This window comes from Lutispora saccharofermentans (genome assembly GCF_024363565.1).
GTDB lineage: Bacteria > Bacillota > Clostridia > Lutisporales > Lutisporaceae > Lutispora > Lutispora saccharofermentans.
In genome coordinates, this window is the sequence record NZ_JAJEKE010000006.1 from 182,366 (window position 1) to 195,517 (window position 13,152).

The 13,152-nt window shown below is 42.8% G+C and carries 17 protein-coding genes and 5 pseudogenes; 11 read left to right on the forward strand and 11 right to left on the reverse strand.

The genetic code is table 11. The features are described from left to right. Nucleotides 1-20: 20 nt before the first annotated feature. Entirely contained in the window at nt 21-806 is a 786-nt protein-coding gene (locus LJD61_RS09135) for an N-formylglutamate amidohydrolase (protein WP_255227221.1), read from the forward strand. 117 nt (nt 807-923) lie between these two features. Here the strand turns inward: LJD61_RS09135 and LJD61_RS09140 are convergent. Further along, nucleotides 924-1,091: pseudogene (locus LJD61_RS09140) on the reverse strand (DUF4316 domain-containing protein); the annotation flags it as partial. Between the two features lie 130 nt (nt 1,092-1,221). On the opposite strand from LJD61_RS09140, the gene LJD61_RS09145 reads away from it, so the two are divergent. Further along, nucleotides 1,222-1,983: an MBL fold metallo-hydrolase gene (locus LJD61_RS09145; protein ID WP_255227223.1), complete on the forward strand. Its 762-nt coding sequence runs from the start codon at nt 1,222-1,224 to the stop codon at nt 1,981-1,983. Between the two features lie 41 nt (nt 1,984-2,024). Here the strand turns inward: LJD61_RS09145 and LJD61_RS20755 are convergent, their stop codons facing one another. Together LJD61_RS20755 and LJD61_RS09155 are read right to left on the reverse strand one after the other, a co-directional pair. Continuing rightward, nucleotides 2,025-2,312 carry an NlpC/P60 family protein gene (locus LJD61_RS20755; protein WP_408615136.1) on the reverse strand — a complete coding sequence of 96 codons (288 nt, stop codon included), beginning with the start codon at nt 2,310-2,312 and terminating at the stop codon, nt 2,025-2,027. A 4-nt stretch (nt 2,313-2,316) separates the two neighbouring features. Beyond that, nucleotides 2,317-2,559, reverse strand: a pseudogene (locus tag LJD61_RS09155) (recombinase family protein); the annotation flags it as partial. A gap of 256 nt (nt 2,560-2,815) precedes the next feature. On the opposite strand from LJD61_RS09155, the gene LJD61_RS09160 reads away from it, so the two are divergent. Beyond that, nucleotides 2,816-3,304 (forward strand): GNAT family N-acetyltransferase, encoded by a 489-nt coding sequence (locus tag LJD61_RS09160; protein ID WP_255227224.1) that lies wholly within the window; start codon nt 2,816-2,818, stop codon nt 3,302-3,304. 143 nt (nt 3,305-3,447) lie between these two features. On the opposite strand, the gene LJD61_RS09165 is transcribed toward LJD61_RS09160, so the two are convergent. Further along, a complete protein-coding gene (locus LJD61_RS09165) occupies nt 3,448-3,585 on the reverse strand; it encodes a hypothetical protein (protein WP_255227245.1) in 138 nt (45 codons plus the stop codon). Between the two features lie 19 nt (nt 3,586-3,604). On the opposite strand from LJD61_RS09165, the pseudogene LJD61_RS09170 reads away from it, so the two are divergent. From LJD61_RS09170 to LJD61_RS09200, 8 genes and pseudogenes are all read left to right on the forward strand, one after another. After that, nucleotides 3,605-3,853 (forward strand): annotated as a pseudogene (locus LJD61_RS09170) (integrase core domain-containing protein); the annotation flags it as partial. Between the two features lie 188 nt (nt 3,854-4,041). Next, entirely contained in the window at nt 4,042-4,230 is a 189-nt protein-coding gene (locus LJD61_RS09175) for a helix-turn-helix domain-containing protein (protein WP_255227225.1), read from the forward strand. Further along, nucleotides 4,223-4,927, forward strand: coding sequence for a response regulator transcription factor (locus tag LJD61_RS09180; RefSeq protein WP_255227226.1), 705 nt, complete (start codon nt 4,223-4,225; stop codon nt 4,925-4,927). The genes LJD61_RS09175 and LJD61_RS09180 overlap by 8 nt, the downstream gene beginning before the upstream one ends. Beyond that, nucleotides 4,928-5,431, forward strand: a complete 504-nt coding sequence (locus tag LJD61_RS20300; RefSeq protein ID WP_303740720.1) for a sensor histidine kinase — start codon at nt 4,928-4,930, stop codon at nt 5,429-5,431. A 92-nt stretch (nt 5,432-5,523) separates the two neighbouring features. Then, nucleotides 5,524-5,793 carry a hypothetical protein gene (locus tag LJD61_RS09190; protein ID WP_255227246.1) on the forward strand — a complete coding sequence of 90 codons (270 nt, stop codon included), beginning with the start codon at nt 5,524-5,526 and terminating at the stop codon, nt 5,791-5,793. Next, a pseudogene (locus LJD61_RS20515) lies at nt 5,715-6,047 on the forward strand (ABC transporter permease); the annotation flags it as partial. The gene LJD61_RS09190 and the pseudogene LJD61_RS20515, both read left to right, overlap by 79 nt. Nucleotides 6,048-6,234: 187 nt before the next feature. After that, entirely contained in the window at nt 6,235-6,429 is a 195-nt protein-coding gene (locus LJD61_RS20520; protein WP_333783087.1) for a hypothetical protein, read from the forward strand. Nucleotides 6,430-6,464: 35 nt separating this feature from the next. After that, nucleotides 6,465-6,938: pseudogene (locus tag LJD61_RS09200) on the forward strand (ABC transporter ATP-binding protein); the annotation flags it as partial. Between the two features lie 226 nt (nt 6,939-7,164). On the opposite strand, the gene LJD61_RS09205 reads toward LJD61_RS09200, so the two are convergent. The 7 genes from LJD61_RS09205 to LJD61_RS09235 form a co-directional block, all read right to left on the reverse strand. Then, on the reverse strand, nt 7,165-8,559 hold the full coding sequence (locus LJD61_RS09205; protein ID WP_255227227.1) for a sensor histidine kinase: 1,395 nt from the start codon (nt 8,557-8,559) through the stop codon (nt 7,165-7,167). Nucleotide 8,560: 1 nt separating this feature from the next. Next, the gene (locus LJD61_RS09210; RefSeq protein ID WP_255227228.1) at nt 8,561-9,262 is read right to left on the reverse strand and encodes a response regulator transcription factor; all 702 of its coding nucleotides are present in this window, start codon (nt 9,260-9,262) and stop codon (nt 8,561-8,563) included. 12 nt (nt 9,263-9,274) lie between these two features. Further along, on the reverse strand, nt 9,275-9,400 hold the full coding sequence (locus LJD61_RS09215) for an LDCC motif putative metal-binding protein (RefSeq protein WP_255227229.1): 126 nt from the start codon (nt 9,398-9,400) through the stop codon (nt 9,275-9,277). A 14-nt stretch (nt 9,401-9,414) separates the two neighbouring features. Continuing rightward, nucleotides 9,415-10,824 carry an urease accessory protein UreH domain-containing protein gene (locus tag LJD61_RS09220; protein ID WP_255227230.1) on the reverse strand — a complete coding sequence of 470 codons (1,410 nt, stop codon included), beginning with the start codon at nt 10,822-10,824 and terminating at the stop codon, nt 9,415-9,417. Nucleotides 10,825-10,829: 5 nt separating this feature from the next. Continuing rightward, complete coding sequence (locus tag LJD61_RS09225) at nt 10,830-11,372, reverse strand: DUF2318 domain-containing protein (protein WP_255227231.1); 543 nt, start codon at nt 11,370-11,372, stop codon at nt 10,830-10,832. 134 nt (nt 11,373-11,506) lie between these two features. Further along, nucleotides 11,507-12,436: a cysteine synthase A gene (cysK, locus tag LJD61_RS09230; RefSeq protein ID WP_255227232.1), complete on the reverse strand. Its 930-nt coding sequence runs from the start codon at nt 12,434-12,436 to the stop codon at nt 11,507-11,509. 70 nt (nt 12,437-12,506) lie between these two features. Then, nucleotides 12,507-12,950, reverse strand: coding sequence for an RrF2 family transcriptional regulator (locus tag LJD61_RS09235; RefSeq protein ID WP_255227233.1), 444 nt, complete (start codon nt 12,948-12,950; stop codon nt 12,507-12,509). Between the last annotated feature and the right edge of the window lie 202 nt (nt 12,951-13,152).

A 13,152-nucleotide genomic window follows, 5' to 3' on the forward strand; every position in this document is an offset into this window, starting at 1 on the left:
CAAGATTGGGATGAATGAATATGGAACACTACACAATCTTGAATGAAAATGTACATCAGTTTCCGGTGGTGATTGATTTGCCCCACAGCGGAGTATTTGTTCCCTTAGATATTCGCAGTCGTCTCCTTGATAACGCATGTTTATCAAACACAGATTGGTTCTTGCCGGAACTCTACGACTTTCTTCCTGCAATGGGATGCACCACAATCATCAATCATCTAAGTCGATATGTGGTGGATGTGAATCGCCCTGTTGGTGGTGCAAGAAGCGGAGATTATCGTAATACGGTTGTCTATCAGGAAAACACGCAAGGTAGTCCTCTGTATTTTCCACCACTGAATGAGAAAGAGATTAACCAACGAGTAATCCAATATTATCAGCCTTACCATCAGGCTCTCGAAAAGCTATTGCGAGAGAAATTACAAGTATATCCATCGGTTCTCCTGTTGGATTTACACAGCTTCTTTCTTGATTTTGTTGAAGGCGGCAGTCAGGATGTGTATCTATCCAATAGATGCGGCGTTACGTCCTCTGAACAAACATTGCAGCAACTTCATAAAGGTTTTACAGCACAAGGCTACAGTGTTATAGATAATGCAATCATGGGAGGACACGTCATTCACCATTACCGCAATATTTTTCAGGAGCGGTTTGAAGGTATACTTATAGAACTTCGATATACAAAATATATTGAGAATCGCTATTTTGGAGAAGAAGAATTAACGGATAGAAACGAAATGCTTTTCCAGTCAGCAAAGCAGAAGCTAAAGGATGTGTTTATGCGATTGCCTTATTTTCGGAAGTAAAACAATAACTATATCAGAATAACAATCAAATTAGCCCGTAGTTATCCCGGCCTTTGCCATACACTGATGAATGGCATCCAATTCGTCCTCTGTCACCATGACATGCAGATGAATCCCGCGCTTGCGCGGGGGCTGTTCCTTCACCTTATCCAGCGGCTTAACCTCCGGCACAGGAATGGATGGAGGAATCGGCAGGGCCGTATTGTTCGGGATGCCATCAATCATGTTACAGTTTTGTTCCGTGGAAAGTTCCGCGTTTTTCAGGTAATTGTCTTTGTTGTACATGGTAAGGCTCCTTTCTATATTTGTTATAATTGAATACATAGCAACAAATTGGTATAATTTAGTTAGCTCTTGTGATTTAACTCACAGATAAATATAAATTTAATTACACAGCACGAAGGGAAGAATCAAAATGAAAAACTGGTTTACACTGGATCAAATTGATGCAGATACTCGCATTATCAGCGAATACCGCCATTGGGAAGAAACGCATTGCTACCTGCTTGAAGGCAGTAAGCGGTGTTTGCTCATCGACACCGGGCTTGGCATCTGCAACATCTCCGAGGAAGTGAAAAAACTGACGGACAAGCCGGTTGCTGCAGTAGCGACACACATCCATTGGGATCATATAGGCGGGCATAAATACTACCCGGATTTCTACGCACATGAGGCTGAACTAAACTGGCTGAACGGTGAATTTCCGCTGACGATGGATACCATCCGGGGTATGGTCATAGACCGCTGCGATTTACCGGAGGGTTATGACGCCAGCACTTATAAGTTCTTTCAGGGAATGCCTACACGGATACTTCAAGACGGTGACACCATCAACCTGGGTGGGCGCATGATCACTGCACTGCATACGCCGGGACACTCTCCGGGGCATCTATGTTTTTGGGAACCACAACGTGGATACTTATTTACCGGCGATCTTATCTATAAGGACATGCTGTTTGCGTACTACCCTTCCACCGACCCGCAAGCATATCTCGTGTCGCTTGAAAAGATTGCGGTACTGCCCGTGAAAAAAGTATTTCCGGCTCATCACAGTCTGGACATTCAGCCGGAGATTCTGATCCGTATGCGAGACGCTTTCCGGCAACTGAAAGTCAACGGCAACCTACATCATGGTAGCGGTACCTTTGATTACGGCGATTGGGCTATCTGGCTGTGATGATATAAATTCCAATTTGCACGTTGCTGTTATCTAATAATTCAAGCGCCCGAAGGGTAAAAGTGTTCCGTCCAATACTTGGTACCCATCTGGGCATACTGTACGCCGCCGCTGGCACAGTGGAGAATCATGTTATCACCCGCATTAATGCCGACGTGCGACACCGGCCCGGAGCTGTCATAGGTTCCGGTAAAAAAGATAATGTCGCTGGGTTTTGCTTCAGCAGGGCAATAATCAGGAGAAACGCCCCAAGCACAATCAATACGCCCACGGTATGGCGGTTTCATAGTCCATAATGAAAATTTCCTCATACCGTACTCCGTCCGCATAAATACGTTTTAGAAGCTTCTGAATCTTGTCAAAGGCTTCCCGGTCAATAATTGGCTCATGGGTATTTCCAACAATGAACCATTCATCTTCGGATACTCTTTCCTGCACATGGATTTTGTAGCTTTTTACCCTCCGTCGGCCCTGTACCAGGTCCCCAACGTACACGCAGTTTTTCAAAATGGTATCAACAGTAATGGTACTCCACATAGGATTCTTTTGGACGTTGGGAGCATTGTATTTAATTCCCTTGCTTAAATGTAATTTCATGGTATAATAAAAACATCTTTGTATAAGCAAAGACATCTTTTGCAATGTGCTTTATGAGATATAGTTTAAGTAAATTAATAGGATAAAAAATTATAAGGTAAATTTGAATGGGTGAAAAGCAATATGAATAATATCCGTCCTCCGTGTTAATTTTTAGCATGGATTCGAGGACCTCCATATAAATTTTATTAATTCACAAGAAAATGGTATAGATTTTGTAATGGAGGTTGAAAAAATGAAAATCAACAAACTTACCCTACGACCTGTCTGCGATAAAGATATTAGCTTACTAACCTCATGGTTGAACAAAGACTATATCTTAAAATGGTATCATGACCCAAACGAATGGCTTGCTGAAATTAACGAACGGCACAGCACATATTCATGGATACATCATTTCATAGTCATGGACGGCAAAATGCCCATTGGCTTTTGCCAATATTACGATTGCTATAACGCCAATGATATGGAAGACTGGTACAGCGTTACCCGACATGGTGATACCTTCAGCATAGATTACTTGATTGGTAACGAAGCATACTTAGGCAAAGGATATGGAAAAGCCATTGTCAAGCTCTTGACTGATACCATTCAACAAAAAGAAAATGCAAATCGAATTATTGTGCAGCCGGAAACAGAAAACCATTCCTCTAATCACGTGCTAATGGCAAATGGCTATACTTACGACAAACAAAATGAGTATTACTTCAAATTGCTGTATTAAATTTTATAGGCATAAGTTGCTAAAGGCAAAATAATTATATTTACCTCATTCAAAAAATGAAACCGGGCAAGTTGTATTGCCCGGTTTCATTTTTCTTATTCTACCTCCCCAGCACCTGCCAGAGTATCCTTGCATAAAGGCGGTCAATCAATTCGCCCCACAAGATTGCAGATGATGGTGATTTCTTGCCGTTCTACACCATAGACCACGGTTTTCTGCCCGACTACAATCTTGTCCGCCGGTATTGACTTTTCCAGTTGTTCCTTTTGGTACTTTTCCATCATCTCCTATAGTTTAACTCATCAAAGGATACCTGTGAAAACTCCTAATATGAATGCACACATAGAATCATTCCACTCTATATTAGAAGATGAATGCTACAGCCGTAATGAATGGAGCAGCTTCAAGGAAGCATATAAAGCAGTAGCAGAATATATGAATTTTTACAATAACCGTAGAAGACATGGAAGTATAAAATACATGGCTCCAAATAGATTCTACGATGCATTTATGAGTAAGAATGTAAATGCTAAAGCATTTGCTGTATAATCTCCATAGTTAGGGGGGCAAGCCGATATCAACCTGCTTGCCGGTTAGTGGAGCGCCGTTATAGTTTGAATTAAAGTACATTCTATGACAAACAGCATTTTGTTTTAGGTTTAACTTAGATCTTTGTTGATATTATTCATTTCACCGTATATGATTGTTCTATCAACTTAAAAACGGAGGATACCCATATGGATTTCATTTCGGTTCAAGAAGCTGCTACCCAGTGGGGTATTTCCGAGCGGCGCATACAGAAACTTTGCGAGGAAAACCGTATTCCCGGTGTCGTGCGGTTTAGCCGCATGTGGTTAATCCCTAAAGATGCTAAAAAACCTATCGATGGTAGGGTGAGACAGAAAGCAGGTGATAAGAATGAATAGTAAAATTTTACTGGTGGATGACGAGAAAGACATTATTGATCTGATACAAGAAGTATTGCTACAAGATGGTTTTCATGCCATTCAAAAAGCGTATACAGGACTGGATGCGTTACAAATTTGCCGGGAATTCCAGCCTGACGTTGTTGTTTTGGATATTATGCTTCCTGACCTTGGCGGCTTGGAGGTGTGCAAAAAAATACGGGAATTTTCCTATTGTTCCATCCTGTTCCTTTCCTCCAAAAATGATGATATTGATAAAATTCTTGGTCTTTCCTGCGGTGGTGACGATTATATTACCAAACCATTCAGCCCGCGTGAAGTTGTTTTCCGCATCAAAGCTCAGCTTCGCCGTCAACAGTATCAGGCTACGCTAGGTTCAGGCTGTAGCGATACTTTGTGTGTCGGCCCTCTTTCTCTCGATAGGGAAAGCTGTCGGGCTTATAAATCAGGACAAGAAATCAGCCTGACCGGGCGTGAATTTTTGCTGTTGTCTTATCTGATGGAGAACGCCGACAAAATTATCAGCAAAGAACGTTTATATGAACAGGTATGGGGTGAATACAGCAGCATTTGTGATAATACCATTATGGTTCATATCCGGCATATCCGCGAAAAGATTGAGGATACCCCATCAAGCCCACAGCAGCTTATTACCGTGAAAGGCTTGGGGTACAAGTTGAAGAAAAGGACTGATTAGATGAAGAAATCCGGCTACCGCATAATTTTTCATATTTACCTGATTTTCTTCTTGTCGCTGCTTGGGGCAATTATCGCGTCAATTAGCCTTTTCTATTTATTAATTACCGTTCAAACACCAGGTGGTTCTACTATAAGGAGCGATTGGCCGAAAACATTTACAGAGGATTTCAGGGAGCAGATTATTTTTATTGATGATAAACCACAGGTCAAACAGGCCGGAATAGAGCTGTTGCAGGAGAACAGTATAGGGCTGCAAATTTCCGCTTCTGATACCATACTTCAAATTATTGTGTCTGATAATGGAAAGGGAATGACAGCAGAGGAAACAGGCTCGCTCTTTCAGCGTTACTATCGGGGAACTAATACGGAGCATAAGCCAGAGGGAACGGGGTTAGGGCTTGCCATTACCAAAAGCATTGTCGAGCTTCACGGAGGTACAATTTCCGTATCCAGCATACCTGGTATTGGAACCGCTTTTCAAATACAACTCCCTAGAACATAAATTAAGGTTGCCTAAAAAGTAGATTAAGGTTGACGGCTTATCATTTTATTATGATAGCTGCCAACCTTTTTTATATGTCGGGAGGTGAAAAAATGAAATTGAAAAAGATGCTGCCATTCGTGGCTACTGTGGCTATTACGCTTCTTGCCGCATTTGTGGCTGTAGCGTTTCTGCTGCGTCCGCAGACTTTAGAGATTGGATCTGTTGATTTGGATATGGTTACCGATGGGGAGTATATCGGGATATGCCAAAACAAAATTTTATTGGCTGTTGTCAAGGTAAGAGTATCGGGGCAAGTGTCGGTATGCTGGAGGAAAGTTCCTTATATCACGAAAACGGCTATTATGAAACAGTTGACCTGATTGCTGCCGACCTCTCGCAGCTTAACCAAATTAATAAGCCGCGTTTGTTAGGTGATGGCGAAATCACTGACTTCTCCGGCAACAAAATTATTCTGCCAGATCGGTTTGCTTCAAAATATGGAATAAAAAAAGGCGACACCATTGCCCTGCAAATCAATGGAAACCCTGTCAATTTTGAAGTAGCGGAAATTGCCGCTTATGATACTGTTTTTCTACGGCATACAAGGGGAGCAACCGCTCTTTCGCCTCTTTCTATATCAGCGACGTATTCAACGGTGCAGAGTTACAAGGTTTTGCTGACGGAGAAATGAAGCCGGATTTTGTGGAGCAGGTACAAAATATGGATGGCATTGAAAAGATACTGCCTCTCTTTGTGTTTAAAAATGAGGTGCAACTAACTCTTATGTTGTAGTCAGCAGTTTCAAGTCGAGGGCAACGGATGTGGAAGCGGTAATTTCTTCGACCTATGCGGTTTCCGATTTTAGTAAGGCAACCTATGGTTTTTTAGCTTATACTGCCGCTGATCCCGATGCAATCATGGTGCAAATCCGTGACCTGTTCGGAGATACCTCGAATTGGAGCCGGATGGTGGAGGAATTTAACACAGATGAAATTAGTAGAAGAAATCAAACTTGAGTAAAAGAGAGATTGGAGGTTTTACAGATGAAACCATTAACGGCACAGATATTTCCCGCTTCGAAGATGAAAAAATGAGCAGGTTACGGCGGCAAAATATAGGCTTTGTATTCCAGTTTTACAATCTTATTCCCCATCTGAATGTAGAAGAAAACATTATGCTCCCTTTGCTTCTGGATGGTAAGAGAATGAGGGATTACTGGAAACAGTTAAATCACATTTTAGAATTTGTAGGCCTATCTGACAGGCGCAAGCATACTCCCCGCCAATTGTCAGGAGGACAACAGCAGCGTGTGGCAATCGCCCGCGCATTGATCGGAAGTCCTGAAATTCTGTTTGCAGACGAACCAACGGGAAATCTGGACAGCAAAACCGGGGCGGAAATTATGCACCTGTTACGCGATATTAACCGGGAAAGTGGACAAACAATCATCATGGTAACACATTCGCCGGAAGCTGCCAAAAGCAGCAGCCGGGTCATTACAGTCCGAGATGGAGTAATTGAATAGGCCATTGTCTAAATAAAATAATCCTACACGGATATAACCACAACTCTCACTCCGACCTTGCAAGTTTGGAGGGGCTTTTATGTGCAAATATAGCTTTCATCAATTAAGAGAGAAACCGGCGTACTGTTATGGATACCATCGAACAGGCATTGAAACGGCTTAGAAAGCTCTGCCAGGAATAAACGCGTTTCGAGTATGGACACCCCGATATTATGGGAGAAGCCGATCATGCTTGCTTTTTCGGCAGCAATATTGTAAAAGCAGTGCCTTTGTTCAGTTCGCTTTGAACTTCAATCCTGCCCTTATGCGCCTCTATAATAGCTTTAGCAATAGTAAGTCCTATTCCGGCTCCGCCGGTCAACCTGTTTCTGGATTTGTCAGCCCTATAGAATCTTTCAAAGATGTATGGCAGGTCTTCTTTCGCTATTCCGATCCCGCTGTCGGCTATGCTCAGCCGTATGCCGTCCTTGTCCCCTGTCAAGCTGATATTTACCTGGCCGCTGTCTTGAGTATACTTTAGAGCATTGGACACAAGATTTATTATGATTTGGCTGATTTTGTCCTTATCCGCAAAAATTCTCTGCTCGCTGACGTTTATTAAGAGAACAATATTTTTACTTCTGAATTCATTTTCAAAATTCTGTCCTATTCTTGTTATCAATTCGCCAAGGTCAAATTCAGTTTTATTTAAAGTCAAATTGTCACTTTCATATTTGGCCAGCTTGCCAAGATCTCCGACAAGCCTGTTGAGACGCATAATTTCTTCATGACAGCTCTTCAGCCTCTCAGCATCAGCCTCCCAGACTCCGTCGATCATGGCCTCCATATGGCTCTGCAGAGTTGCCAGAGGTGTCCTCAATTCATGGGCTACATCTGCGGTAAGCTGCTTTCTGAGCCTTTCCTGGGACTCAAGATTCTGGGCCAGATCATTTATGGCATCAGTCAGCTGGTTGATCTCCTTGGTATCTGATCTTTCATCGTTCCTGCCGCCATAATACCCCCGGGAAATCATCCGGGCCGTGCTTATAACCCTTGTAATGGGCTTGCTTATCCTCTTTGACATGAGCGCCCCTATTATGAATGATAGAAACAACGAAACAACACCCACACTGATAAAAACCCTGTTAAGAGTATTTATAAATGCGAGGTCGCTGTCCGTAAAGTAAAAAGGCCCATAATACCCTATTTCTATTTTGCCTACAGCTTCTCCCTGATATGTTATAGGATAGCTGTTTTCCACATATTCACCCTTCCAGCCCGGGTACCGGCTGTACATATTGTCAGCCATCCGCGACATCATGTCATGGCACATTCCGCTGTTATACAGCATGGCATCCCATACGATCATGCCTTCATTATCTTTGACCTTGATTATCATTCCATTCTCCAGTGCACCGATGCCGATGCTCTGAACAGAATATTTATCCCAGCCTCTTGCAGCATCATATTGCTGGGCCACCATATTTACTATTTCGCTGTTTTTTTTCTCCTGGTTATTTATGATGTAATCTTTGAAATGCTTATCGAGATATACATTGGAAATAATGCTTATCAGAGATACGCATATCGATGCGATCAATATATATGACATAGTTAGTTTAGTTCTCAGACTGAACTTCACATCATTCACCGCCAAATCTGTATCCCACTCCATGCACTGTAACGACAAACTTCGGCGCCCTGGGATCATCCTCGATCTTTTGCCTCAAATTCTTTATATGAGAATCTATGGTCCTGTCAAAGCCTATAAAATCTTCTCCTAAGGCTAAGGTTATCAATTCCTCTCTGGTGTATACCTTGTTTGGATATTTGACCAGCGCCAGCAAAATGTTATATTCGCTGGGAGTAAGATTCACCGCTTCACCCTGCCTTGTCACCTCATGCTTTTCTATATCAACCGACAGATCGCCGTTTCTGAAGCTGTAAACATTGGCTAACGGCATCGCATCATCGAAGGTCCTGCGCAGTACGGCACCTACTCTGGCTGCAAGCTGCCTTGGGCTGAAAGGCTTGGTTATATAATCATCAGCTCCTATATCAAGGCCCTGCAATATATCCTCTTCCTCTACCTTGGCTGTGAGCATGATAACCGGCACCCTGGACTTGCTCCTGATGATTTTGCATATCTCCTCACCGGCTATATCAGGAAGCATGAGATCAAGAATGACCAAAGCCGGCTTTATCTTTTCAAACTGCAAAAGAGCCTGCTTTCCGTCATATGCCTCATACACATTATAACCGGATTTCTCAAGGTATGATTTTATTACCTCAATGATCTTAACCTCATCATCCACTACCAATATGCTTATCTTATCCGAATACATAATAATCTTTCCCTACTCTTTATTATTAGGCCTGTCAAGCTTGCAGCAATCCAATCTTTCGTTTCCGAACTCCTTCTGGCTTGATTTGGCCAAGCTGTTTATAAATTTTGAAACAGCCTTTTTCAAAGCCTTAAACATGATTTCTCACCCCGCTACCGGCAGCACGGCATTGTAAAACCGCCCTGCGTATTCGTTTCCGCCTCTTGATAAGCCTCATTGCTGATCTTTGCTAAATCCGGAACTACCAATATATTGCTCCTGATCATGCCCATCCAGCAGGAATAAGGTATGGAGCCTTCCTGGTCCGGAGTAAATTCTATTATATTTTCACCCGGCTTCAGCCTCAATGACTTTTCATATTCCGGTATATATATTTCATTATTGCATCCATTGATGTTTTCTTTCTCGGCATTTATGATAAACTGAACCGGTATACCCTTTTGTACTATTATAGGCGTGTATTTATTCCTTTGCAATTCAATCGAAACAGTTTGCACTCCTCCCTTGATTTCAGCTACGGAGCTATTGCCTGCTGAGGCCTCGGCTTTAGGTATGATACCGGTTGATATCCCTGATAAGCTCATACCTCTTCCAATCATTACAAAGCCCAATACCATCACCAGTACGGCACCGGCCTTCATCATGTTCTTCGTGAACCTCTTGCTCAGCATCGTGCTTATCGCTCCCAGGCCAAACATCAAGGGCACTGTGCCCAGGCTGAACGCAAGCATAGACAATGCACCGGCTGCAAAGCTTCCGGTCCCCAGCGCATACAATTGCATAGTCTGCAGCGGTCCGCAAGGCATCAATCCGTTTAACAGCCCCACATAGAGCGGTCCATGCTTTTTTTCGCTGTTGAATATCCTGTCTGATATTGATTTTGGAATAAGCCTGAATGAAACCTTTCTGAGAGCCGGAGAGATGTTCAGCATATTGAGCCCCATGATTATCATAAAGGCTCCCGCAGCAATCGCTACGATTCCTTTTGCTTTCCCTGAAAAGCTCACAACAGAGCCTAGGGCTCCAACTGCACCGCCGATCAGCGTATAGGATATGACCCTGCCGGTGTTGTATAAAAGACTGGGCTTTAGCTTGCCGAAGCCTGCAGCATCCGAGCTCCCGCTGCGGCTGATGCACTGGGAAATATTCAGGCCTCCGCACATTGCGATGCAGTGCAATGATGTCAAAAGACCCACGATGAATAATAGGCCATAGCTCATTGACCGGTCAACTGCGGGTATAAAATTGAAGCCTATGGTATTTTTCACTATCACATATAATGCTAAAATTATTATACCGATGGCAGCATAATGAACCCCGGCTAATCCGGTCTTCTCTCCGGAGCCATAAGCTTTATAGCCTGATTCATCTATTGCTTCAATAATAACCTGCAGATCTATTTTGCCTGCATCAAAGGTTATATATGCTCTGGATTCAGAATATAAAGCCTTGACCTCTATGATCCCTTCCAGCTTGCTTAAAGCTCTCTCGATCTTTCTCTCACAGTTTGTACAGGTCATTCCTTCAATGAGTATTACCTCTTTGATCAATCTCTGCTCCATAGGATTTAATCCCTCTTCCAATCAGCGAAGAATTCTTTATTTTCATTAAGGAATTGCTCCGATATCGCTATATTATCCCCGTCGATATTTTTATTTCCGCTCATTATAGGCACAGGATTGCATCCGCCTTTTACCTTTTCTATATCGTCCACGCTGAATACATTTCCACAATTTTGACATATCATCTCATTTCCCGCCTGCCTATAGTAGCCCTGCCCTGAATCATAGCATACCTGGCAAGTGTTGAAAGCTGTCCTTACGCTGCCGTCACTCGCTTTCACCGCCATTACCTCCATGTAAATATCTCCTGCTTGATACGGGTAAAACTTAGCAGTATCTGAAACATCCCCGGCGTTTATTATCAGATCTCCTCCCCTTACAACAGGCGCTGCATTCCGGCCTTGAGAAATTTCATCTGCAGGCTTGCTTTTGCCATTGTTAAATGCTGCAAAAACAGCTACTGCACCGATAAGAACGGCAACTATGATAAGAAGCTTTGTACTCCTCCGGTTTTGGACATTTGTTTTGTTTTTGCTTGTTTTTTTCATCCTATGCCCCCCTCATAATATATATCAATAATATACTGATCAATTATGGAGAATTTATGGAGAAACAGAAAGCCGCTTTAAAATTTTAATGCCCTTGAATCAAGCTAAATTCAAGGGCATCCTTTTTTTATCGATCAGACAAACAGCTCTGTTGACAAGTATCTCTCACCGGTATCCGGCAGAAGGACTACAATGGTCTTGCCTTTATTTTCCGGCCTTTTTGACACTTCTGAGGCCGCATAAAGAGCAGCTCCCGAAGAAATGCCCGCAAGCAAGCCTTCGCTCTGGGCAAGCTTTCGCGAGGCCTCAAAGGCGCTTTCATTCTCTACTCTGAAAATCTCATCAATTATGCTTAGGTTAAGCACTTCAGGCACAAAACCGGCACCGATGCCCTGTATTTTGTGAGGGCCCTTCTGTCCGCCGGACAGCACCGGTGAATCATCGGGCTCAACTGCAATTATCTTTATCGCAGGATTCCTCTGCTTCAGCACTTCCCCTACTCCTGTAATGGTGCCTCCGGTTCCTACGCCGGCCACGAATATATCCACCTTTCCGTCGGTATCCTTCCAGATTTCCTCTGCAGTAGTCTTTCTGTGATATTCAGGATTGGCTGGGTTGTTGAATTGCTGGGGCATAAAGGAGTTCTTTATCTCACTGACCAATTCTTCGGCTTTTTTGATGGCTCCGGGCATTCCATCCGGGCCCGGTGTAAGCACAAGCTCAGCTCCCAATGCTGCAAGAAGCTTCCTTCTCTCTATGCTGAAGGTTTCAGGCATGGTAAGTATAAGCCTGTAACCCCTGGCTGCCGCTGTTAATGCCAAACCTACCCCCGTATTTCCGCTTGTTGGCTCGATTATTACAGTGTCAGAGTTTATTAAGCCTCTTTCTTCCGCATCCTTGATCATCGCATAGCCTATTCTATCTTTTACGCTGCCGCCCGGATTGAAATATTCGAGCTTAGCCAGCAAGGTCGCGTCCAGGCCATTTGCTTTGCCGTAGTTTACCAGTTCTAAAAGAGGCGTATTTCCAATCAGATCCGTAAGACTTTTTGCTATTTTTGACATATTCATTACCTCCATTTATATTCGCTATCATTATATTTCCTATATGTTTAATAGGTATTTGATTAAAAAATTATATATAGTACATTTCTGCTCCTATATTTTCCATTCTTTTGTATTCGGAAACGAGATCTTCCAATGTTACCCCGTCTACTATCGAGTTTATGCTTTCGTCTATTTTTTCCCACACATGAAGCTTAATACAGTTCTCAATCACATTATCCCCGTCCGGATTATTCTTATCATCAACTATTGACAAATCCCCCTCAAGCACCCTTAGTATAGCCCCTACGGTTATCTGCGAAGGTCTATCAACAAGTATATAGCCTCCCTGCGGACCTTTGATGCTTTTTACCAATCCGGCCTTCTTGAGAGCCGAAAACACGTGCTCCAAGTATCCTTCGGATATATTTTGGCTTTCTGCTATGCTCTTCAAAGGAACATGATCCGTAACGGATTTCAGCGCCAGATCTACCATAGCTCTCAAGCCGTATCTACCCTTTGTCGATATTTTCATCCATAGCACCTCTCTTGTACAGCTATCAATTCCTATTATGCCTATATGTTTATATTATATTGCTGCATCTGTGAGGTGTCAACGCGCCTTTCCCTTTACCTATCTTTCTATCACCACATTTCATATAATTCATATATGTTTAGTATGTTTTAATAATATATCCTGCAATCCCATTTGTCAATATATTTATTTTTGATTTTAA

Coding starts and splice junctions, on each gene's coding strand:
- LJD61_RS09135 (WP_255227221.1), top strand. CDS start 21: ATGGAACACTACACAATCTTGAATGAAAATGTACATCAGTTTCCGGTG.
- LJD61_RS09145 (WP_255227223.1), top strand. CDS start 1,222: ATGAAAAACTGGTTTACACTGGATCAAATTGATGCAGATACTCGCATT.
- LJD61_RS20755 (WP_408615136.1), bottom strand. CDS start 2,312: ATGCGGACGGAGTACGGTATGAGGAAATTTTCATTATGGACTATGAAA.
- LJD61_RS09160 (WP_255227224.1), top strand. CDS start 2,816: ATGAAAATCAACAAACTTACCCTACGACCTGTCTGCGATAAAGATATT.
- LJD61_RS09165 (WP_255227245.1), bottom strand. CDS start 3,585: ATGGAAAAGTACCAAAAGGAACAACTGGAAAAGTCAATACCGGCGGAC.
- LJD61_RS09175 (WP_255227225.1), top strand. CDS start 4,042: ATGGATTTCATTTCGGTTCAAGAAGCTGCTACCCAGTGGGGTATTTCC.
- LJD61_RS09180 (WP_255227226.1), top strand. CDS start 4,223: ATGAATAGTAAAATTTTACTGGTGGATGACGAGAAAGACATTATTGAT.
- LJD61_RS20300 (WP_303740720.1), top strand. CDS start 4,928: ATGAAGAAATCCGGCTACCGCATAATTTTTCATATTTACCTGATTTTC.
- LJD61_RS09190 (WP_255227246.1), top strand. CDS start 5,524: ATGAAATTGAAAAAGATGCTGCCATTCGTGGCTACTGTGGCTATTACG.
- LJD61_RS09210 (WP_255227228.1), bottom strand. CDS start 9,262: ATGTATTCGGATAAGATAAGCATATTGGTAGTGGATGATGAGGTTAAG.
- LJD61_RS09215 (WP_255227229.1), bottom strand. CDS start 9,400: ATGTTTAAGGCTTTGAAAAAGGCTGTTTCAAAATTTATAAACAGCTTG.
- LJD61_RS09220 (WP_255227230.1), bottom strand. CDS start 10,824: ATGGAGCAGAGATTGATCAAAGAGGTAATACTCATTGAAGGAATGACC.
- LJD61_RS09225 (WP_255227231.1), bottom strand. CDS start 11,372: ATGAAAAAAACAAGCAAAAACAAAACAAATGTCCAAAACCGGAGGAGT.
- cysK (WP_255227232.1), bottom strand. CDS start 12,436: ATGTCAAAAATAGCAAAAAGTCTTACGGATCTGATTGGAAATACGCCT.
- LJD61_RS09235 (WP_255227233.1), bottom strand. CDS start 12,950: ATGAAAATATCGACAAAGGGTAGATACGGCTTGAGAGCTATGGTAGAT.